Here is a 22,108-nt window from a genome sequence, read left to right on the forward strand (position 1 = left end):
GCCGATTCCAACTGTCAGCTTTCAGCTGTAATGCCGGCGCTGCGATTTACAGGGGGGTGCAGGTTATTGCGGGGATGGGGTTGGAGGTGCCGTTCCAGGAGCCGTTGAAGCCCCAGGCGGTGGAGGCGTTCGGTGCGAGGTTGCCGTTGTAGGAGACGTTGGTGGCCACGACCGCGCTTCCGGTCTGGGTGACCGTGGCACTCCAGCGCTCACCGATGACCTGGCCTGCACCGAAGGTCCAGTTCAGGCGCCAGCCGGTGATCGCTGTGGTGCCGGTGTTGGTTACGCGGACCTCGGCCCCGTAGCCGCCGGGCCACTGGTTGAGGATCGTGTAGGTCGCCGAACACGACCGCGGCCCGCCGGGTGAAGGCGAAACCGAGGGCGAGGGAGACGGCGACGGAGAGACCGACGGAGAAGGAGAAGGTGACGGCGACGCCGAGTTCGACGGGCTGGGCGATGGCGAGCCGGTCGGCGGGGTCGTGGTGGAGTCGCCGACGATGATGCCGCGGCCGTTGGTACCCAGATAAACCCGGCCATAGACGCGAGGGTCACCGGTGAGCGCTTCACCGGCGTTGCCGTACTGGTGCTGGTTGTCGTTGATGCGCACCCAGGAGCCGCCCGCGTTGTTCGACCGGTAGAGGCCGTCGACGCCGTCGATCACGCCGGTCATGTAGAGCGCCATGTAGTTGGAGTTGGGTGCGGCGCGGCCGAAGCCGATGTTGCGGCCCGACGTCACCGTGGAGATCTTGGTGAAGGACGTGCCCGAGTTGGTCGAGTGGTAGAGGCCGGTCGATCCGGAGACCCAGATATCGCCCTCTATCCCGAGCATCGGCTTGAACCGGCCATCGGTCGGCAGCCCGGACGCGGCCGTGGCGGTGAACGACTGGCCGCCGTTGGTGCTCACGTAGAAGGTGCCGTTGTAGTAACCGTAGAACTTGTTGGAGTTCACCCGGTCGGACTCGACCTTCGCGGTCGCCGGAAGGCCGGACGCCTGGGCGAAGCTGCCGCCGAACGAGGTGGCGAACCAGACTCCGGTGGACTCGGTGCTCCACACGATCCGCTGGTTGTTGGGGGACAACGCAACCGTGCCACCAGCCGCGGCGGCCGGAACGTTAGCCTGGAACCAGTTCGCTCCACCGTCGGTGGAAAGGCCCAATGTGGTCGCGCCGGTGCGGTCGGTGCGCCCGACCCGGACCATCCACATCGGGTTGGCTTCCGCGTAGTCGATGCTGGTGACAGCGCCGTGGTAGGGCTGGTTGTACATCAGGGGCGGAACCGCGTCGAGGTTGGTGTGCCGGAAGCCGCCGAGGTCGAGCATGCCGGAGAACAGGTTCGCGCCACCGCTGGGCGGGCTCACCAGGTCAAGGATGGCGGTCTCCTCCAGCCCCTTCACCATGGGACTCAACGTGACCGTGCCGCCGGTGTCGAGTGCGGTGAGGTTGGTGGTGCCGAAGAGGGTCGCGCCGGTGCCGAACATCATCCGGTTCGGGTTGAAGGGGTCGATCTCCAAGGCCTCGGTCATCCAGCCGAGTTTCGGGGTCTGTTCGGGAAGTGACTTCTGATCGGCGAAGGTCAGCCAGGGCACCGAGCTGATGTTCAGGGTGTATTTGTTGGTGCGGTTGGGCCAGGCGTAGTCGTAGAAGGAGCGCCAGGTCGTGCCACCGTCGGTGCTCCGCCAGATGAAGGTGTCCGGGTACCAGGAGCTGTAACCGGTGACCATGATCGTGTTGCCGACCACCGACAGACCCGCGTAACCGAAGTAGTTGTTGTTGGTGTCGGAGGAGGGGACCGGGCTGATCTGGGTCCAGGCGCCGGTGGAGATCTGGTACTTCCACACGTCACCGTGGCCGCCGTCGTAGGGGCCGCCCTTGTCGGAGGTGGTGATGTAGAGGACGCCGTTGGAGATCTGGCCCTGGTGGGCCATGAACCCGGTCGGCTGGCCGGCTATCCGCTCCCAGCTGGTCCCGTTGTTCAGGCTGCGGTAGACGGTGTTCTGCAGGTCGGCGACGCCGACGTAGATCGCGCCGCTGACGGCCTTGTCGAAGGAGACCCAGACGACGCCCTGGTTGTGGCTCAGGTAGCCGTTGGCGTCGGCGGGATCCTGTACGTAGTTACCTACGTTCGGGAAGTTGGTGACCTTGGCCCAGGTCTGGCCGAAGTTGGTGCTGCGCCACAGGCCGTTGCCGTCCTCGGCTCCAAAGTAGACGTTCGCGTTGTTGTTCGGGTCTACCGCGAGCCGCTCCCCCATGCCGCGGCCGGGGAAGTTGCCGCCGACCTTGAACGGCAGCGTGGTCGACGTCCAGGTGGCCCCCTTGTCCGTGGAGCGCTGGATAGCCCCGTTGTTGGGGTCCCAGCTGTTGAGGTACATCCCGGTCGCGGCGTAGACCCGGTTGGTCTGCACCGGGTCGGTGGCCATGCTCAGGACGCCGTTCCAGCCCCAGTTGTTCCAACCGACCCAGTCCATCAGCGGTGTCCAGGAGCTTGTGGACTGGTTCCAGCGATAGGCGCCACCTATGTCGGTACGGGCGTAAATGAGGTTTTGCTCTGTCGGGTTGAAGATAATGCCGGAGACGAAGCCGCCACCATCGATACGGGCGTTGCGGAAGTTGTAAGGCTCGGAGGGGGCCGCGCTGGCGACCTGAGTGCTAAGCACAGCAAGCGTTCCAGCGGTTAGCGCCGCTGCGATCGCGCCTGCGAGGGTCTTGCGCATGACGGGTCCTTTCACGACGGATGTGAAGAATCACGTCGTGTGCCCCACGGCTGCCCTGCGAAAAGGCTGCCATTAGTTTAGCGTCCAGCGCAAGTCCGGGGCGTGCTAGTGTGCGCCACCATGAGTGAGGAGTACGTTCCCCGGGTCAATATGATCAGCCGGATGGGCGCCGGCGTCGTCGGCGGGGTCGCGGGTGGACTGCTGCTGGGCATCCTGCTCACGGCGCTGGGGTTCTTCGACGACAGGAAATACGTAGAGCTCTACGGCCAGCTGGTCGGGGATGCCACGCTGTCCACCGCCTGGGTCATGCTGCTTGTCGTGGCCGGAGCGGTCGGTGCCATCTTCGGCAGCTTCGTCGGGCGGTTCATCACCGGTCAGATCATCCCGGCGGTCGGCGTGGGCCTGGTCTTCGGCATGGCCTGCTGGGTCGTGCTGGCCATGCTCGTGCTGCCGATCCGCGGCGACGGTGGTCTGCTGAGCATCAAGGACAGCGGCGGCATCTTCGCCCTTGGCATCTACACCCTCTTCGGGGTGGCGACCGCGGTGGTCTACGCGCTGGCCGGACCCCGCCGCAAGTACTACGGCCGCCGCTACACCACGGGCCTGGTCATGGCGATGCCGCGGGCGCGTCGCCGCCGCAAGGGCGACGACTGACCGTCCCCACTACCCCTTTGATGATCCGCGCGAGTTCCCGCGCGGATCTTCGTCATTGGGCGGCGGAGAAAGCGGGCACAGTGGCGGATTCGCGCTTTCGCATGAGCAGGCCCGCTGCCACGATGACCGCGCCGGAGGCGATGAACGCCCAGGCTGGGCTGGTGCGTGCGGCCACCGCGGCGAAGGCGAGCGCGCCGAACGCTCCGCTGATCTGCAGGGAAAGCGACTGCATCGAGATCACGGTGGCGCGCTGCCCGGACTCGGTGCGCTGGTGTTGCAACGTCGCCATCTGTGGGGTCGCGGCGCCGAGCCCGACGAAGATGACGAAATAGGCCACCGCGGCGGCGATCACCGCGATCAGTCCACTCGCGACGGTGGTCGCGGCCAGCCCGAGCAGAGCCGTGGCCATCACCAGCAGCCCGGCCATGGTGGCCCGCCCCGGGCTGCCGGTCAGCCGGGCCACCCGCATGCTGAGCGCCGAGCCCAGGCTGCTGGCCGCGAAACCGAGCGCGGCGACCACCGCATAGGCGACGCTCGCGGTCTCAAAGGTGCCGGTCACCGTTGCCAGCCAGGCCGGGGTGAGCAGCTCCACGGTGGCAAGGGCCACCCCGATTCCACCCCAGACCAGCAGCAGCCGGGCGATCAAGCCGTCGCGACGGCCGAGCTTCAAACCTTCACCCACATTTTTGGGTACCCCTTTGAGCACCTCGATCAACGCAGGCCGAGCATGCCGCGGCTCGGGCAGGGCCACCACGGTCAGCACCAGCCGCACGCCCTCGACCCCGGCCGCGAGCAGGATTGGCACCGCGAGCGGAAACGCCACCCGATCGGCGAGGGCGAGCGGGAGGAGCCCGCCGGCCAGGGTGCCGACGGTCAGCGCGATCGAGCTCGCCACGGAGCCGCGGGCCAGGCCGGGGCCAAGCTCCGCGTCCGGGCCGTCGGTGGCGTGCACGGTGTCGACATACCAAGCCTCGGCCGGGCCGGTGCCCAGCGCGCGGGCCGCGCCCCGCAGCAGCGCGGCGATCACGAACACCCACGCGGTGGTGGCGAAGCCGAGGATCACCAGGCTGATCAGGCTGGTGAGGGCGGCCGTGATCAGGATCGGGCGGCGGCCGATCACATCGGCCAGCCCGCCGGTGGGCAGCTCGAGGGTGGCCACGCAGATCGAGTACACGGTGCTGATGGCGGCGATCATCGGAAGCGACAGACCGCGATCGAGCATCAGCAGCACCGAGGCCGGGATGTAGAGCCCGGTCGGCAGCCAGGTCAGAAAGCTCACCGCGACATAGCGCGGCAACGGTTTCATCGGGGCAACCCGGAGACGAAGATGGCGATCGGGCGGGCCTCAGCGCTGTCGCTGTCCTGTTTGGACAATCGGTCGAGGTCGGCGTAGAAGTTGTCCCACAGCGCGTTGAGCGACTCGTGGGTGAGCGAGGTGATCAGGTCGCCGTTGCCGAAGGCCTCCACCCAGGGCTCAGGCAGCTCCGCCATAGAAGAATGGAAACGCTCCAGATTTTCGGTGAGCGTCTGTACCTGGCGCCGGTGGATGAAGCCGACCACCTCGCGCCCCTCGGCCGTCGCGGCGAGCTGGGTGTTGCTCCACGAGGTGGTCTTGTGGGCGGCCTGCCAGCGCCGGGCCCGATGGTGCCCGGAGGGATCGGCGATCTCCTCCACAAAGCCGAATTGGGCGAGCTTGCGAAGGTGGTAGCTGGTCGAGCCGGTGTCGGTCTGGAAGCGCTTGGCCAGCTCGGTGGCGGTGGCTGGACCGTGCTCGCGCAGCGAGCCGAGCAGGCGTACGCGCAGCGGATGGGCGACCGCCTTCATCTCCTCCACGCCGCTTACCTGTTTGGTTTCCTCCATGCCGGTCAGGCTAGCTTATGCAGAAGAAGTTATGCAAAACTTATTCTGTATAGCGCTCGTCACGCAGTGCATGGCACTATCCACCCCATGTCGTCCGCACTCGCCGTGCTAGCGCTGGTCTGCGGCTTGGTTGCCGCGGTCTTCGCCGTGCTGCGACTGCGTGGACGCCGTGGCATCGCCACGCCGGTGCAACGGGCCACCTACGACGTGCTTCACACAGCTGGATTGGCCACCGAGCCGCTGCGGGCCGGGCTCGACCCGGCCACCGCGGCCAAGGCCGTCCGGCACCTGCGCACCCTGGTCGGCGCGAGCGGGCTGGCCCTGCTGACCGGCAACGAGGTGCTCGCCTTGGACGGCGACGGCCACCACCATCAGGAACAGCTGATCGCGGCCGCCCGCAAATCGTTGCAGTCCAAGCGTTCTCTGGTGCTCGGGCTGGCCGAGCTGCCGTGCGATCGGGTCGATTGTGTGATCAGGGGAGCGGTCATCGAGCCGCTGAACGGCGCCGACGCCGCGCTGGCCGCGATCTCCGACTCCCCGCCCGCGCCCGGGTTGGTGCAGGCGACGCTGGAAACGGCGCGCTGGGTGAGCACTCAGCTCGCGTGGCACGAGCTGGACTCCTCCCGGGCCCGCCTCGCCCAGGCGGAGCTGAGGGCATTGCGCGCCCAGATCAGCCCGCACTTCATCTACAACGCGCTGGGCGCCATCGCCTCGTTCGTGCGCACCGACCCGGAACGAGCCCGCGAGCTCATCATGGAGTTCGCCGAGTTCACCCGGTACTCGTTCCGCTCCCACGGCGAGTTCACCACGCTGGCCGAGGAGCTGCGCTCGATCGACCGCTATCTCACCCTGGAACGGGCCCGCTTCGGCGAACGGCTCAAGGTCAGGCTGCGGATAGCGCCGGAGGTGCTGCCGGTGGTGCTCCCCTTCCTGAGCGTGCAACCGCTGGTGGAAAACGCGGTGCGGCACGGCCTGTCCCGCAAGCCGGGGGTGGGCATGGTCAGCATCGAGGCCAGCGACGCCGGGGCGGAATGCCACATCACGGTCGAGGATGACGGGGTGGGCATGGATCCCATCGTCCTGGAGGACTCGCACCACGCCGAGGACGGTCAGCACGTCGGGCTATCCAATGTGGACGATCGGCTGCGAGCCGTGTTTGGTGATGGGTTTGGACTCGTGGTAGAGACGGGCATAGGCGCGGGAACACGGGTAAGCATGCGAGTCCCCAAATTTCATCCGAAAGCGCGTGCCTCATGAAGATCCTGGCGGTCGACGACGAAGCACCAGCTCTCGACGAGCTGGCCTTTCTGCTGCGCGCCGACCCGCGGGTGAACAAGGTCTTCACGGCCGGCGACGCGACCGAAGCCCTGCGCGCGCTGCGCGATCTCGACGTGGACGTGGTCTTCCTCGACATCCGCATGCCCGGCCTGGACGGGATGGAACTCGCGCGGGTGCTGCGCCGCTTCGCCAAGCCGCCCGCGATCGTCTTCGTCACCGCTTACGACAACGCCGCCGCGGATGCCTTCGACCTGGGGGCGGTGGACTATGTGCGCAAACCGATCCAGCCGTCGCGGCTGGCGGAGGCGCTGCGGCGGCTGGCCGCCGCGCTCGCGGTACCGGCAGAGGCGCGACACGAGGAGGAGGATCACGCTATCCCTGTCGAGCTTGCCGGCACCACCAGAATGCTCCCAAGATCGGCTGTACGGTGGGTGGAGGCGCAGGGGGATTACGCTCGACTGCACACCGCGGACGGGTCGCACCTGGTTCGAGTCCCGCTCGCGACGCTCGCCGAGCGCTGGTCCGACTCCGGCTTCGTCCGGATCCACCGCTCCTATCTTGTCCAACTGCGACTGATCGACGAGCTGCGCATGGCGAACTCCGGTTACGTTGTGGTGCTTGGGGAAACCGAGCTTCCCGTGTCGCGGCGGCACACCCGCGACCTTAAGGACCGCCTCGTACGCGCCGCCAAGCAGGACTGGACCCGATGACCGCGCCGCCCCCGCCAAAGCCGCGGACCCGGGTCGTGCTGGGCGAGCTGGCCCGGCAGCGCTCGGTCACCCAGCACCTCACCGAGCAGACCCAGGTCGGCGATGCCCTGCTCAAAGGGCTGATGCGGGCCCAGCTCGCGCTCGCGCTGCGGCTGGCCGTGGTGGTGCTCATCGGCCTGGGCGGGCTGCCGCTGCTGTTCCACTTCGCTCCGCCGATCGGCCACACCACGCTCTGGGGTGTGAACCTGCCCTGGCTCCTGCTCGGCGTGGCCGCCTATCCGTTCCTCTTCCTGGTCGGCTACGCGTATGTGCGCCTGGCCGAGCAGAACGAAAGGGACTTCACCGCTTTGATGAAGCGGGATCGTTGATGACCAGCCCGTTCACCGTGCCGGCCATCATCGCGGTCACCCTGGCCACCGTAATCATCGGCGCCTACGGGCTACGGCTGGCGCGCACCACTTCGGACTTTCTCGTCGCCTCGCGCACCGTGAGCCCGCGCTGGAACGCGGCCGCGATCGGGGGCGAATACCTTTCCGCTGCCTCGTTTTTGGGCGTGGCCGGGCTGGTGCTCAAATACGGCGCGGATGTTTTGTGGTATCCGGTCGGTTTTGCCGCTGGGTACCTGGCCCTGCTGCTGTTCGTCGCGGCGCCGCTGCGCCGGTCGGGTGCTTTCACTCTGCCCGACTTTTGCGAGCTTCGGCTGCGGTCTCGGCGGCTGCGCAAGCTCGCGACCGCGTTTGTGGTCTTTATCGGGTGGCTTTATCTGGTACCACAGATGCAAGGCGCCGGATTGACACTGCGCACCGTCACCGGGGGTTCCTACGCGCTGGGCGTGCTATTGATCGGTGTCGTGGTCACGCTCAGCGTGGCGCTCGGCGGGATGCGATCGATCACCTTCGTGCAGGCCTTTCAGTACTGGCTGAAGCTGACCGCGCTCGCCGTGCCCATCCTGTTCCTCGCCCTGCACTGGCAGGCCGACGGCCGTAAACCCATCACGCCCGCGGAGGGGCTGACCTTCCCTCAGCGCACCACCGTGGTCATGGAGGACCCGGCGGTGCTGGTCTTCGGCGACGGCTCGAAAAGCGCGGTCGCCGCGGGGACGCAGCTGACCTTCGAGGCCGGGCAGCCGGTGCCACGGCTGGAGGCCGGCCGGGCCAACGACGGGCTTGACTGGCTTCTGCCCGGCGATCAGGGCCTGTTTGCCACCTATTCCCTAATCCTGGCAACGTTTCTGGGCACCATGGGGCTGCCGCATGTGCTGGTTCGCTTCTACACCAACCCCGATGGCTCCGCCGCTCGGCGCACCACGCTGGTGGTGCTCGCCTTGGTGGGCATGTTCTATCTGTTCCCGACTCTCTACGGGGTGCTCGGAAGGGTTTACACGCCACAGCTGCTGACGACGGGCCGCACGGATGCCGTGGTCCTCCTCCTGCCCGGGGCGGCCCTGGGCGGGGGCCTGCTCGGCCAGCTCCTCGGTGCCCTCGTCGCCGCCGGCGCCTTCGCCGCCTTCCTGTCCTCCTCCTCGGGCCTGCTCACGAGTGTCGCCGGGGTGCTGTCCACCGACGTTCTCGGACGCGGCTCGGTGCGCGACTTCCGCATCTCGGCCATGGTCGCCGGGGCGGTGCCGATGGTGCTGGCGTTCAACGTGTCCGGGCTCGATGTCTCCCAGGTGGTCGGGCTCGCCTTCGCCGTGGCGGCCTCCAGCTTCTGCCCGCTGCTTGTGCTCGGCATCTGGTGGCGGGGCCTCACCGACATCGGCGCGGCCGCCGGGATCGTCGCCGGTGGCGGGGCCGCGATCTGCGCCGTCCTGGTCACCGTGCTCGGCCCACCGCTGACCGGCTGGATGTCGGTCCTGGTGGGACAGCCGGCCGCGTGGACTGTCCCACTGGCGTTCGCCGTGATGATCGCCGTCTCGCTGGCCACCCGCCACCGCCTTCCGGCCACCCTCGGCTCCACCATGCTCCGCCTGCACGCCCCCGACGCTCTGCGCCTCTAACCCCTCAGGCACCTCCCTTTCTGCGCCGCTACGTCGCCCCCGACGCTCTGCTCCTCTAGCCCCTCGGGCGCCTTCCTTTCTGCGCCGCTACGTCGTGGTCCCTCGCCTTATCTCCCGGCGGCAACGCCACCTCCGTGCTTGGCCGCCCGACGGCTGCGCCGCCGACCCCGCCAGCGCTAGATCACCCCCAAGCTCTCCCAGGCACGACCCCTCTTCGCGAGTACCTCCATCTCTGCACCCGGCAGGTGATGCAGAGATGGAGGTGCTCGCCAACACCATGCCGCCCCTCGGCGGCGATCTGATCGCTTACCGAAAACAACCACCCTTGACATGGGGTGATCATCGCCGGGGGCGAGGCCTCGCGTGAGGGGTGGGTCGGCGGCGGAGCCGCCGGGGGTGAGTGGGCACGGACGTGGCGTTGCCGCCGGGAGATACGGCGCTAAACCACAATGAAGCGGCGCAATAAAGCTTTTAGTAAATAGTGGACTACGAACGGTGAGCGGTGTGAGGTATGCCACTGAGCGCAGGGGGAGAGCCATTCAGCGCAGGGTGCGCAGGAGGTCTTTCTCGGCCACGTTGCTCCTGCTTAACGTGCGCGCAACATCCCTATGCAAGGTGGTGATCAAGATGACGACTGATCAGGGTAGTCGCGACCGGACCGGCTCGGACGAGACCTTCCTGGAGGTTCAGCGGTCTCCCGAGTTCCAGGCGCTGCGCAAAGCATTGCGCGGCTTCGTGTTTCCCATGACCGCGGCGTTCTTCCTCTGGTACCTGCTCTACGTGGTGCTGTCGGCCTACGCCCGAGACTTCATGGACGTCAAGGTGTTCGGCAACATCAACGTGGCGCTGATCTTCGGGCTGCTGCAGTTTGTCACCACGTTCCTCATCGCGTGGTGGTACTCGCGCTTTGCGGGCAAGACGCTCGATCCGCAGGGCGAAGCGCTTAAGGCCCGTGTCGAGAATGGAGGCCCGCGATGAACAGCAGAACTTTGACCATCACGCTGTTCCTGCTCTTCGTGATCGCCACGCTCGCGATCACGGTGTGGGCGAGCCGGCAGACCCGCAGCGCGGCGGATTTCTACGCCGGAGGCAGGAAGTTCTCCGCTTTCCAGAACGGAATGGCGATCGGCGGCGACTACATGTCGGCGGCGAGCTTCCTCGGAATCGCAGGCATCATCGCGCTCAACGGCTACGACGGCTTCCTCTATTCGATCGGGTTCCTGGTCGCCTGGTTGGTAGCACTTCTGTTGGTAGCCGAGCTTTTGCGAAATGCGGGCCGCTACACGATGGCGGATGTGCTGGCGTTCCGGATGCGGCAGGTTCCGGTGCGCACGGCGGCCGCGGTCTCGACGGTCACGGTTTCGATTTTCTATCTGCTCGCGCAGATGGTGGGTGCTGGCGCGCTTGTGGCCCTGCTGCTGGGAATCAAGCCTGGCGCCACGTTCCTCGGCATGGACGCCGACACCGCGAAGGTCGTGACGATCATTATGATCGGCGCCCTGATGATCACCTATGTGGTGGTCGGCGGCATGAAGGGCACCACCTACGTGCAGATCGTCAAGGCCTTCATGCTGATGGTCGGCGCGGCCATCATGACGATCCTCGTGTTCGCCGCCTTCCACTTCAACCTTTCCGAGCTGCTCGGCGACGCCGCGACGAAGAGCGGGAAGGGTGAGGCGTTCCTCAACCCCGGCTCGGTCTACGGCAAGGAAGTCGCGGGCAATGCCCTGCAGACCTTCTACAACAAGATGGATCTGATTTCCCTCGGCATCGCCTTGGTACTGGGCACCGCCGGCCTCCCGCACATCCTGATCCGGTTCTACACCGTGCCAACGGCGAAGACGGCTCGCAAGAGTGTGCTCTGGGCCATCGGCATCATCGGCTCCTTCTACCTGATGACCCTCGCGCTCGGCTTCGGCGCGGCGGCACTCGTTGGCGGCGCGGCGATCCGGGCCCAGAACCCGGGCGGCAACACGGCTGCGCCACAGCTGGCACAGGCACTCGGAGACAGGTTCTTCGGCGGCGAATTCGGCGGGACAGCGTTCCTGGCCGTGATCGCGGCGGTCGCCTTCGCGACCATCCTCGCCGTGGTCGCCGGTCTCACCCTGGCCTCGTCTTCCTCGCTGGCGCACGACTTCTACGCCAACGTGGTGAAGAAGGGCCAAGCCACCGAGCGCCAGGAGGTGGTCGTGGCGAGGATTTCCGCTCTCGTCATCGGTGCCATCTCGATCGTGCTCGGCATCCTCGCCAAGGACCTCAACGTCGCCTTCCTGGTGGCGCTGGCGTTCGCGGTGGCCGCGTCGGGCAACCTGCCCGCGATCCTCTACAGCCTGTTCTGGAAGCGCTTCACGACCCGGGGTGCGACCTGGGCGATCTATGGCGGTCTCGGAACCGCGGTGGTGCTGGTGTTCTTCTCGCCGGTGGTGTCAGGCACCGCAACCGCGATTTTCAAGTTGCCGCATGACTGGGCGTGGTTCCCGCTTTCCAACCCGGGCATCATCTCAATCCCGGCGGGCTTCTTCTTCGGCTGGCTCGGCACGATGCTGTCGCGCGACAAGGCCGATGAGGCCAAGTACGCCGAGATGGAGGTCCGTGCACTGACTGGCGCAGGCGCGCACTGAACCTCCACTGAATGGGGAGAAGCGGTGGGGGCGAGCATGCGAGCCCCCACCGCTTAGCTATTGGCAGACCCAGCGCACGGCCACGTTGTCACCCGAGCGGATGGCCAGCTCGCCTGCCGCCGACCGGCCGTCGTCGCCGAATACGTAAACCGCTTCGTAATTCCCGTCTTCGCTGACGTTCGGGATGTTGGTGGGAAGCGGGATCTGCTCGCCCTTGTCGGTGCGGATGACCGGGCGCGGCTGCGCGGCTGCCAGCCACCCGTGCTCGTTGACAACGACGGATCCACCCAGCTCTGGAAACGCATCGCTCTTGCCGGTGCGCAGATTCCACCGCAGCGTCACGTGTTTGCCGTTCAGAAACGCCCCACCGGCGACCCAGTCGCCGCGAATACGGGTGGCTGCCCACTCGACGTAGTCGGCGGTGAGCGGTGGCTGGGCCAGTTCGATATGGGTGCCGTCCGGGTAGTAGACGAAGGCGCGGTTGGGGCCGCGCGACCGGCTGGCGGATTCTGCCGTGACGACGACCAGGCCTTCTTCGCTTATCTCGACGTGCGCGGCACTGAAGTACTTCTCGGGCAGGGACAGCAACTCGGGCTGGGACTCGGGCGTCCGCCAGATCACCGGCAGGTTCCCCGTCGTGCCGACGATGACGTTCTGCTCGTTGATGGCGGTCGGTTCGGCGTACCCGCCTGGCAGCCGCACGAACTTGCCATCCCGGTACAGCCACGGGATCGTGGCGCTGTTCTGGTCAAGCGAATAGCCGACCGCAACCCCGGCCGAGTTGATGTCCGTGAGCTGGGAGTCGTCGATGCCTTCGAGGGTCGGGGTGGCGACGAGCTTCCCGTTGTCCCAGATGTAGATGTTGGTGTCGTTCGAGCTACCAAGCAGGAACCGGCCGGTGGGGTCGCCGCCGGAGAGATGGCTCGCAGGCCCGTGCCCTTTGGGAAGCGGCAATTGCTCTACGCGGCATGAGGTGGGCGCGAGCGGTGCGGGCTTGGCCGGGGCGACGATCCGGCTGGGGCTCGGTGAGGGATCGACTGATACGGAAGGATTGGGGCTCGCCGGAGGCATCGGCTGCCCGCCGGCCCGGCCCAGCAACTGGAACCCGGTGACCACGATGACGACCGCGAGGAAAGCGGCGGCCGCGGTGACTATGCTCCGCCGGAGCCGGCGTCGGTCGGCCCTGACCCGCAACTCAGGAGCCGGCGGCGGGCTGGCCGCGCGGCGCACCTCATCGCCGAGCTCGGCAGCCAGGGTGTGGCGGCCCCGGTGCAGCCACCCTTTGACCGTCCCGTCGGAAACCCCCAGCTCGGCGGCGACTTCGGCTATCGGCAGGTCGACAAGGTAATGCAGCACCAAGGCTTTGCGTTGCGCGACGGGCAGCAGGCGCAACGCCGCCATCAGGTCGACATGGTCGGGGGTGAGCTCAGGCAGGTCTGCCTGGTGCTGGCGAGCCAGGTACGCCGAGGCCACCCGCAGCTTGCGCCAGCGTGACAACGCCAGATTGGTGGCGACCCGGCGCACCCAGCTCGCCGGTTGCTCATAGCGGGAGATCACCTTCCAGCGTTGCCAAGCCCGGCAGAAGGCCTCCTGAGCGATGTCCTGGGACTCGGCGAGGTCGGCGGTGAAGCCGTAAGTCATCGCGACGGTGGCACCGTAATGCCGTTGATAGAAGCCGTCAAAGTCCGTCGCGTGTGCGGTCATGCTAGCCATGTCACGACACACGCCGTCCCTGGCGCAATGGTTACAACTATTTGCAGACCCAGCGCACGGCCACCATCTCGGCGCTCGCGCCCTTGCCGACCAGCATCTCTCCGCCGACGATCCGGCCGTCATCGCTGACGAGGCGCGCCGACGCGATCCCGTTGTCACTGGAGGCCCCGGGCAGGGAGGGAAGGGTGATGTCCTGACCGTCGCGGGTGCGCACGCCAATCTTGTCCCCGTTGCGGTAGCCGACCCAGCCGTGTTCGTTGAGCGATTCGACCGCTTCCATTCCCGGCAACACCTCGACCTTGCCGGTGCGCAGGTTCCACCGCAGCGCGGTGATACTGCCGCCCACATAGAGGTTGCCGATCGCCCATTCCCCCCGGACCTGGATGACGCCGCCTTCACGCGGCTGGATGTCGTACGGGTACTCCAGCTGGGCGTAGGTCCCGTCCGGATACCAGAGGTAGCTTTCGGTGCGGGAGACGCCGCGCGAGACGTATTTGGTCGCGACACCCACGATCAGACCTTCCTCGCTGAGGTCTTGCAGGCGGACCTCGTCCATGTCCGGCGGCACGTTCAGCAGTTCCGGCGGGGAGGTGGGTGTGCGCCAGATGGCCGGGCGGTCGTTCATCGCACCAATGATCACGTTGCTTTCGTTGATGGCTCTAGGGATCGCGCCCTCTTCCATGCGGACCAGCTCGCCGTTGCGGTAGACGTAACCCTCTATGGCGGTCTGGGTCAAGACGACGCCGATCGCGGTGCCCGAGCTGTTGATGTCGTGCAGCGCCGAGTCGTCGAGACCGCCGAGTACCAGCCGCTTGTCGAGGTTTCCATCGCGCCAGAGGTAGGCGTTGACATCGTTGGAGCTGCCCAGCAGGAGGTGTCCGGTCGGATCGCCACCGGCGAAGTAGCTCGCCATACCGTCGCCGGACGGATGGGGAAGCTTTTCCACCGTGCAGGAGGCCGGTGCGGCGGGCGCGGGCTTGGCCGGAGCCAGCTTTGGCGACGGGCTGACGACCGCGGAAGGGTCCGGGCTGGCCGGCACCAGCGGCGGGCTGCCCTTGGCGTGGCTCAGCAGCTGTGCGCCGGTCACCAGAAGGAGAACGGCGACAAAGGCCGCCACCACGGAGACCGTCGCGCGGCGGGCGACTCGGCGCTTGTCGCTGCTGAGCCGCAGCTCAGTAGGCGCCGGTGGGCTCACCGTCCTTCTCACCTCGTCGCCGAGCTCGGCCGCGAGCGCATGGCGGCCCCGATGCAGCCACGACTTGACGGTGCCGTCGGAGACGCCGAGCTCCTCGGCGATCTGGCCCACCGGCAGGTCCACGAGGTAATGCAGCACAACGGCTTTGCGTTGCACCGGGGGCAGCGTGCGCAACGCAACGACCAGGTCAACGTGATCGGGGCTCAGGTCGGGCAGGTCCTCGGCGCGCTGCCGCATGAGATAGGCCGACGCCAATTTCAGCTTGCGCCAACGGGAGTGGGCGAGGTTCGTGGCGACTCGCCTTACCCAGCTGACCGGCTGCTCATAGTGGGATATCACCTTCCATCGCTGCCAGGCTCGCGAGAACGCCTCCTGGGCGATGTCCTGCGACTCGGCGAGGTCGGCGGTGAAGCCGTAGGCCATGGCTACCGTCTCGCCGTAGTGAGCTAGGTAGAAGCCGTCGAAATCGATCGCCGTTGTGGTCGCACCCGCCATGTCACGACACACGCGATCCGCCGGGCATTGGTTGCACTACTCTTGCGCAATGTCAGATCTCGTTTACCCGCCGGTCGTCGCGCTGGCCAAGACCGTTTTCCGCCTCCTCGACCTGCGGATCACGGTGCACGGTGGGGAGCACATCCCGCGCGAGGGGGGCGCGGTGCTCGCGAGCAATCACGTTAGCTATCTCGACTTCATCTTTGCGGGATTCGCTGCCGTACCCGCCAAGCGGCTTGTTCGTTTCATGGCCAAGCAGGAAATCTTCGCAAATCGCTTAGCCGGGCCGTTGATGCGAGGAATGCACCACATTCCGGTCGACCGTGACGCCGGTCTCGGCTCCTACAAGGCGGCGCTGGCCGCGTTGAAGTCCGGCGAGGTGGTCGGCATCTTCCCGGAGGCGACCATCAGCCAGTCGTTCACCGTCAAGGACATCAAGAGCGGGGCGGAGCGGATGGCGAGCGCGGCCAAGGTCCCGCTGATTCCCATGGCGCTATGGGGAACCCAACGCCTCTGGACCAAAGGCAGGCCCCGCAACCTCTTCCAGCGCCATCTGCCCGTATCGATCTATGTGGGCGAGCCGATGCCGCCGAAGAAAGGCGACAACGCGGCCGAACTCCGGCGAAGGATGTCTGAGCTGCTGGATCGCGCACAGCAGGAGTACCCGGACAAACCTTCCGAGCCCGAGGACCTGTGGTGGCTGCCGGCCCATCTCGGTGGCACAGCTCCCACCCCCGGACAGTAGCTACGGGACCGTAGGTTACGGTACCGTCGGTTTGTGACCTCATTGCTGTACGACCTCGAACCCGTGGTGGAGACCAACCTCAACCGCCATATCGCGACGGCCAAGGAATGGTTCCCGCACGAGTACGTGCCGTGGAGCCAGGGCCGCGACTTCGACGGAATCCTGGGCGGTGAAGCGTGGGCGCCCGATCAGTCGAAGCTTTCCGACGTCGCCCGCACCTCGCTGATCGTCAATCTGCTCACCGAGGACAATCTGCCCAGCTACCACCACGAAATCGCCCACATGTTCGGCCGGGACGGGGCCTGGGGCACCTGGGTGCACCGCTGGACGGCCGAAGAGGGCCGGCACGGCGTCGCCATCCGCGACTACCTGCTGGCGACCCGCGCCGTCGACCCGATCGCGCTGGAGCGGGCCCGCATGTTGCACATGGGTGGCGGATACATCAGCCACCACACCGGCAACGTGGTGAATTCCATCGCCTATGTCTCGTTCCAGGAGCTCGCCACCCGGGTGTCGCACCGCAACACCGGCCGCATCAGCGGCGACCCGATCTGCGACCAGCTGCTGGCCAAGATCGCGGCCGATGAGAACCTGCACATGCTCTTCTACCGCAACCTGCTCGGCGCGGCCTTCGACATGGCCCCCGATATGGCGATGCAGGCGGTCCGCGAGGTCATCACCGACTTCCAGATGCCGGGCCACACCATCGAGAACTTCGGCCGCAAGTCGGTGCAGATGGCCATGGCCGGTGTCTACGATCTGCGCATCCACCACGACGAGGTGGTCACGCCGATCCTGCGTCAGCTCAACGTGATGACGCGTACAGACCTTGGCCCCGAAGGGGAAGCCGATCGGGAGAAGCTGGCCGCATTTATGTCTGAATTGGACAGAAACGCCTCCCGCTTCGAGGAGAAGCGCGAAGCTTCTCGCGCTCGGGCGGCCGCCCGGCTGTAGGGCGCTAAGCTCTCGCGCATGACCGATGTTCGCGTTGCGGCTATAACCGGTGCGGCTCAAGGAATCGGCGAGCGTATCGCCGAGGTGCTCCGCGAGGAGGGCTTCGAGCTCGCGCTCTTCGATCGCCAGCCCATGAAAGAGCAGGAGGGGCTCACCTTCACCGGTGATGTCACCAGCGAGACCGACGTCGCCGCGTTCGCCGGCGCCATCTCCGAGAGATATGGGCGCATCGACGTTCTGGTGAACAACGCCGGCATCGCGTGCATCAGCCCGGCCGAGGAGACTCCGCTCACCCTGTGGCGACAGGTCATCGACGTCAACCTGACCGGGCCGTTCCTGCTGAGCCAGGCGCTGGGAAGGCAGATGCTCGCGGCAGGCCAGGGCTCGATCGTGAACATCGCCTCGGTGGCCGGGCTGTTCGGCGTCGCCGACCGCGCGGCCTACAACGCCAGCAAGCATGGACTGATCGGGCTGACCCGAACCCTGGCCGCCGAATGGGGTGGCCGCGGCGTGCGGGTCAACGCGGTCTGTCCCGGCTGGGTGAAGACGCCGATGGACGATGCCTCGCAGGACGAGGGCGCTTACGGCGATGACGACATCACCGATCACGTACCGCTGGGCCGGTTCGCGGCGCCCGATGATGTGGCCCAAGCTGTGGCATTCTTGGCCGATGCCAGGCGGAGCGGCTTCGTCAACGGGACGGCCCTTTCGGTCGACGGTGGCTGGGCCGCCGACGGTTCCTGGCAGTCCTTGCGCCTGGGAGCCAGGCACCGGATCTGAGAGGCCGTAATGTCTGCAGCTGCGCTCGCCACGTCGACCCCCGATGAGATCACCGCCCACGCCGACGAGGTGATCGCCAAGACCCGCGCCGATCTGGTGCTGCTGCGCGAAGCCGAGGGTGAAGCCGCCCTTGACCTGTATGACGAGGTGATCGCCCGACTTGACGACGCCCGGCGGCTGTCGAAGGTCATCACCCAGATGCATCCGCAGGCGCCGATGCGGCTGTCCGCGACTGCGGCCGAGCAGGCGCTCGACAAGGTGATGACCGAGCTTTCCCTCGACGAGAGCATCTACCGCAAGCTCACCTCGGTGGACGTGTCGGCGATGGACAGCGCGACCCAGCACTGGGTCGGCAAGGTGCTGAGCGAGTTCCGCCGTGCCGGTGTCGACCGGTCTTTCGAGGTGCGGTCCAGGGCTCAGGAGCTTCGCGATGAGCTGGTCGGCATCGCCCAGGAGTTCATGCGCAACATCAACTCGGACACCCGCTCGATCGCGGTGCCGCCGAGCGCGCTTGAGGGGTTGCCCGCCGATTACGTCGCCGCGCACCCGGCCGGTGAGGACGGCCTGGTCCGGATCACCACCGACTACTCCGACTATCTCCCCTTCATGTCCTACTCGCGCAGCACCGACGCGCGTGAGCAACTGTGGCGCAGCTTCCTTCAGCGCGCCTATCCGTCCAACATGGACACTCTGCGGCGCATGCTGGAGCGCCGTTTTGAGCTGGCGACCCTGCTGGGGTTCGAGTCGTGGGCGCATCTGGCGACCGACGACAAGATGATCGGCAACCCGCGCAACGCCGCCGACTTCATCGCGAAGATTTCGGCCGCCGCCCAGAACAGGATGCATGCCGACTACGCCACGCTGCTGGAGCGCAAGCAGCGCGATGAGCCGGAAGCGACCGAGGTGCGGCCGTGGGAGCTGACCTATCTTCTGGAGCGCGTGCAGACCGAGCAGTTCGCCTTCGACTCGCTCGCGATGCGCCCCTATTTCGAGTACTCCCGGGTCAAGGCCGGGCTGATGGATGTCGCCGCGAAGCTGTTCGGCGTCTCGTTCTCGCCGCGGCCCGACGTGCCGGTGTGGCATGACGAGGTCGACGTCTTCGACGTGCTCCAGGACGGCGAGCCGCTTGGGCAGATCTTCCTCGACATGCATCCGCGGGCGGACAAGTTCAGCCACGCCGCCATGTTCAGCCTGCAGCAGGGCAAGGGCGGCCGGCGGTTGCCGCAGTGCGTGCTGCTGTGCAACTTCCCGCGCGCCGGAGGGCTGATGCAGACCGGCGAGGTGACCACGTTCTTCCACGAATTCGGTCACCTGCTGCACCACGTCTTCGCCGGTGCCCAGCGCTGGACGGGCATAGCGGGGGTCAAGACCGAGTGGGACTTCGCCGAGGCGCCGTCGCAGCTGCTCGAGGAGTGGACCCGCGACGCGGCGACGCTGGCCCGGTTCGCGGTGCATCACGAGACCGGCGAGGTGCTGCCGGCCGAGATGGTGGCGCGGATGCGGGCGGCCGACGAATTCGGCAAGGGCATCTTCGTGCGCCAGCAGATGGCCTATGCCGACCTGAGCCTGTCGCTCTACAGCCGGGACCCGGCCGAGGTCGACCCGCTTGCGCTGGAGCGGGAGACCCGGGCGCGGCATCTGCCTTACTCCAATGTGGACGGTGTGTACATGCACCTGTCCTTTGGGCACCTCGAGGGGTACTCGGCGATCTACTACACCTACATGTGGTCGCTGGTCATCGCCAAGGACCTCTTCACCGCTTTCGATCAAGCTGACCTGCTTGCCGGGGAGGCTTCTTCCCGGTACCGGAAAAAGGTGCTGGAAGCGGGCGGATCTGCTCCAGCGGCCCAGCTCGTGCGCGACTTCCTGGGCCGGGAGAGCACCTTCGACGCCTACCAGATCTGGCTCGACAGCTAGATCTTTTACAACGGGCACTGTCAATCGCCATTTTGGACACACGTAGTTAACCCGGCTGCTGTTAGTATCAACCGGCGTCTCTGCGTAGTCGCCACAAGACTTGCTGTGTAAGTTCTTAGGCGCACTACCAGGGGAGGTAGCAAGGTGACTTCGGCAGCCACGCGTGCCAGCGCGGACCGTGACAACTATGTTCTCGGATCGCCTGTCTATCGGATGGCCAGGGTGCTCGTCGTCGGGCTCGGGATCGCATATGCCCTGAGCACGATCGTTCCGTTCGCGGAGAGACCGGCACTGCTCGACACCTGGTTCTATTCGGCGGTGCTCGTCGTCACGTGCATGCTCGCGCTAGCACGGCCGATCCTGGTCCGGCGCAACCGGCTCGCCTGGTCGTTCGTCGCGCTGGCGGTGACGTCGTGGTGTGTGGGTGACATCTACTGGTCGGCGGTGTTCTCCGACGCCGAGGAGATCCCTGTCCCCTCGCTGGCAGACGTCTTCTACGTGGGCATGTACCCGCTGGCCTACGCCGGGTTCATTCTGCTCGCCCGCGCGGCGGCCAAGCAGCTCCCGGCCTCGGTCTGGCTGGACGGCATCGTCACCTCACTGGCCGCGGGCGCGGTCTTCTCCGCATTGGCGCTGACCGATGTGCTCGCGGCGGCCGGCGGCGACGCCTTCGCCGAGACCATGACCAACCTCAGCTATCCCATCGGTGACCTGGTCCTGATGGTGGTCAGCGTCGCTGTGCTGGCGATGGTGCGGTGGCGTTCCGATCCGGTCTGGTGGCTGCTGGGCCTGGGTGCGGCGGTGTTCGCCGCCGCCGACACCGCCTACCTTTTCGGGCTGGCCAACGAGACCTATGTCGACGGTTCCTGGATCGACGGGCTGTGGATGCTCGGCTTGACCTTCATGGCCTCGGCCGGTTCGATCAGCCGTCGCCAGCCCGCCGAGGACGTACGTGGTTTCGTGGCGCTGCTGGTGCCGATCCTGTTCTCGCTCGCCGCCCTGGTCGTGCTCATCGTCGGCACCTTCGTCGAGATGCATCCGATCACGATCATCATGGCGAGTGGATGTCTGGTGGCGGCCGGTGTGCGCACGGGCCTGACCTTCGAGCAAACCCGAGAGCTGGCACGAACACAGGTGCAGGCCAAGACCGATGACCTGAGCGGTCTGGGCAACCGGCGTCTGCTCGACGAGAACCTGCCGAACATGCTGGGCAGCCTCGGCATCGGACAACAGCTGATCATCACGATCGTGTCGGTGGACCACGTGTCCGAGATCAACAGCGTGCTCGGCTACAGCGCCGGCGACACCGTCGTGCACACCGTCGGCAAGCGACTGCTGGAGGCGCTTCCCCCCGAGGCCGTGGCCGCGCGGCTGGGCGGGGTCGAGATCGCCATTCTGCAGATGGTTCGCGGGGCCGATCCCAAGGCGGTCGACCGCGACACCCGTGCGCTGCTTGGCATCCTGGCGGCCCCGGTGCCGATGGCCGAGACCGTGATCCAGATCGAGCTCAGCGCGGGTGTGGCCGTCGCGCCGGTGCACGCCACCATGCCGTCCGACCTGATCCGCTGCGCGTCGGATGCCTTGCAGCTGGCCAAGACGAACCGGTCCGAAGTGGAGATCTACGACCCGAACCAGCACGCGGGCAGCCAGGTCGATCTGCGGCTTGCGCCGGACCTGCTGCGGGCGGAATCCAGGGGCGAGTTCGTCACCTGCTACCAGCCCAAGTTCGACATCGCCAGCGGGAGGCCGGTGGCGCTGGAAGGAATTCTGCGCTGGCACCACCCGGTGCGCGGCGTCATCGAGGCCGATTCGGTGCACCCGCTTGCCGCGCGGATGGGCATGACCCGCCAGCTGACCCGTGGCCTGCTCGACTCGGCCTTGCACAGGTGCGCGGCCTGGTACTCCCAGGGGGTCGCGCTCGGGGTGGCGGTGGACGTGGCCGCCTCGGACATTCTCGACGCCCAGCTGCCTTACGACCTGGCGAAGCTGATCAACAAGGTCGGGCTGCCGCCCAGCGCAGTGACGCTAGAGATCGCCGAGGACGTGCTGCAGATCGATCCCCGGCGCACGGCGGCCGCGCTCAACCAGTTCCGTCACTTCGGAATCCGCCTGGCGCTGGACCACTACGGCCGGTCGGCCCCGTCGCTGACCCGCCTGCGCTCGATGCCGGTCGACGAGCTCAAGCTCGACCCGAGCTTTGCCCGGGCCATGCTCAACAGCCCGCAGGACGCGGCCGTGCTGCGTTCAACCGTGGAATTGGCGCGGTCGCTCAACATCGTCACCGTCGTCGACGGAGTGGACTCGCTCGAGCTCTACAACGCCGTCGCCGCAACGGGTTGCACCGGCGCCCAGGGTCCGGCCCTGGGCGAGCCGATGAGCGTCGACATCCTGCGCCAATGGGTCGAACCCCTAGCCACCCGCCCCGCCCAGGAGCCCTTGGGCCGTCGGAGATAAGAGAATCGCAGCGCCGCGCCGGTGTC

Annotated in this window: 17 protein-coding genes; 12 read left to right on the forward strand and 5 right to left on the reverse strand. The window is 66.8% G+C overall.

The window, feature by feature from the left end:
- Positions 1–46: 46 nt before the first annotated feature.
- Entirely contained in the window at positions 47–2,710 is a 2,664-nt protein-coding gene (locus Rhe02_RS38390; protein ID WP_203913397.1) for a cellulose-binding domain-containing protein, read from the reverse strand.
- Positions 2,711–2,830: 120 nt separating this feature from the next.
- Between Rhe02_RS38390 and Rhe02_RS38395 the strand changes: the two genes are divergently transcribed.
- A complete protein-coding gene (locus tag Rhe02_RS38395; RefSeq protein ID WP_203913398.1) occupies positions 2,831–3,364 on the forward strand; it encodes a hypothetical protein in 534 nt (177 codons plus the stop codon).
- A gap of 52 nt (positions 3,365–3,416) precedes the next feature.
- Here Rhe02_RS38395 and Rhe02_RS38400 read toward each other — a convergent pair whose 3' ends face one another.
- Both Rhe02_RS38400 and Rhe02_RS38405 read right to left on the reverse strand, forming a co-directional pair.
- Positions 3,417–4,670: an MFS transporter gene (locus Rhe02_RS38400; RefSeq protein WP_203913399.1), complete on the reverse strand. Its 1,254-nt coding sequence runs from the start codon at positions 4,668–4,670 to the stop codon at positions 3,417–3,419.
- Positions 4,667–5,224, reverse strand: a complete 558-nt coding sequence (locus tag Rhe02_RS38405) for a helix-turn-helix domain-containing protein (RefSeq protein ID WP_203913400.1) — start codon at positions 5,222–5,224, stop codon at positions 4,667–4,669. The genes Rhe02_RS38400 and Rhe02_RS38405 overlap by 4 nt, the downstream gene beginning before the upstream one ends.
- 87 nt (positions 5,225–5,311) lie before the next feature.
- Here Rhe02_RS38405 and Rhe02_RS38410 point away from each other — a divergent pair, with 87 nt between their 5' ends.
- From Rhe02_RS38410 to Rhe02_RS38435, 6 genes are all read left to right on the forward strand, one after another.
- Positions 5,312–6,481 carry a sensor histidine kinase gene (locus tag Rhe02_RS38410; protein ID WP_203913401.1) on the forward strand — a complete coding sequence of 390 codons (1,170 nt, stop codon included), beginning with the start codon at positions 5,312–5,314 and terminating at the stop codon, positions 6,479–6,481.
- Entirely contained in the window at positions 6,478–7,212 is a 735-nt protein-coding gene (locus Rhe02_RS38415) for a LytR/AlgR family response regulator transcription factor (RefSeq protein ID WP_203913402.1), read from the forward strand. Before Rhe02_RS38410 ends, Rhe02_RS38415 begins: the two co-directional genes overlap by 4 nt.
- The gene (locus tag Rhe02_RS38420) at positions 7,209–7,580 is read left to right on the forward strand and encodes a hypothetical protein (RefSeq protein ID WP_203913403.1); all 372 of its coding nucleotides are present in this window, start codon (positions 7,209–7,211) and stop codon (positions 7,578–7,580) included. Before Rhe02_RS38415 ends, Rhe02_RS38420 begins: the two co-directional genes overlap by 4 nt.
- Complete coding sequence (locus Rhe02_RS38425; protein ID WP_203913404.1) at positions 7,580–9,208, forward strand: sodium/solute symporter; 1,629 nt, start codon at positions 7,580–7,582, stop codon at positions 9,206–9,208. The genes Rhe02_RS38420 and Rhe02_RS38425 overlap by 1 nt, the downstream gene beginning before the upstream one ends.
- A 627-nt stretch (positions 9,209–9,835) precedes the next feature.
- Positions 9,836–10,186 carry a DUF485 domain-containing protein gene (locus Rhe02_RS38430; protein ID WP_203913405.1) on the forward strand — a complete coding sequence of 117 codons (351 nt, stop codon included), beginning with the start codon at positions 9,836–9,838 and terminating at the stop codon, positions 10,184–10,186.
- A complete protein-coding gene (locus Rhe02_RS38435; RefSeq protein WP_203913406.1) occupies positions 10,183–11,829 on the forward strand; it encodes a monocarboxylic acid transporter in 1,647 nt (548 codons plus the stop codon). The genes Rhe02_RS38430 and Rhe02_RS38435 overlap by 4 nt, the downstream gene beginning before the upstream one ends.
- 57 nt (positions 11,830–11,886) lie before the next feature.
- Here Rhe02_RS38435 and Rhe02_RS38440 read toward each other — a convergent pair whose 3' ends face one another.
- A complete protein-coding gene (locus Rhe02_RS38440; RefSeq protein WP_239124327.1) occupies positions 11,887–13,533 on the reverse strand; it encodes a SigE family RNA polymerase sigma factor in 1,647 nt (548 codons plus the stop codon).
- Positions 13,534–13,579: 46 nt separating this feature from the next.
- A complete protein-coding gene (locus Rhe02_RS38445; RefSeq protein ID WP_203913408.1) occupies positions 13,580–15,232 on the reverse strand; it encodes a SigE family RNA polymerase sigma factor in 1,653 nt (550 codons plus the stop codon).
- Between the two features lie 49 nt (positions 15,233–15,281).
- Between Rhe02_RS38445 and Rhe02_RS38450 the strand changes: the two genes are divergently transcribed.
- The 5 genes from Rhe02_RS38450 (at position 15,282) to Rhe02_RS38470 (ending at position 22,082) form a co-directional block, all read left to right on the forward strand.
- Entirely contained in the window at positions 15,282–15,977 is a 696-nt protein-coding gene (locus Rhe02_RS38450) for a lysophospholipid acyltransferase family protein (protein WP_203913409.1), read from the forward strand.
- A 33-nt stretch (positions 15,978–16,010) separates the two neighbouring features.
- Positions 16,011–16,931, forward strand: coding sequence for an acyl-ACP desaturase (locus tag Rhe02_RS38455; protein WP_203913410.1), 921 nt, complete (start codon positions 16,011–16,013; stop codon positions 16,929–16,931).
- Positions 16,932–16,949: 18 nt separating this feature from the next.
- Positions 16,950–17,711 (forward strand): SDR family NAD(P)-dependent oxidoreductase, encoded by a 762-nt coding sequence (locus tag Rhe02_RS38460; protein WP_203913411.1) that lies wholly within the window; start codon positions 16,950–16,952, stop codon positions 17,709–17,711.
- A 9-nt stretch (positions 17,712–17,720) separates the two neighbouring features.
- Positions 17,721–19,628: a M3 family metallopeptidase gene (locus Rhe02_RS38465; protein WP_203913412.1), complete on the forward strand. Its 1,908-nt coding sequence runs from the start codon at positions 17,721–17,723 to the stop codon at positions 19,626–19,628.
- Between the two features lie 144 nt (positions 19,629–19,772).
- Positions 19,773–22,082, forward strand: a complete 2,310-nt coding sequence (locus Rhe02_RS38470; protein ID WP_203913413.1) for a GGDEF domain-containing phosphodiesterase — start codon at positions 19,773–19,775, stop codon at positions 22,080–22,082.
- Positions 22,083–22,108: the final 26 nt, after the last annotated feature.

It is taken from the genome of Rhizocola hellebori (assembly GCF_016862955.1).
Lineage (GTDB): Bacteria > Actinomycetota > Actinomycetes > Mycobacteriales > Micromonosporaceae > Rhizocola > Rhizocola hellebori.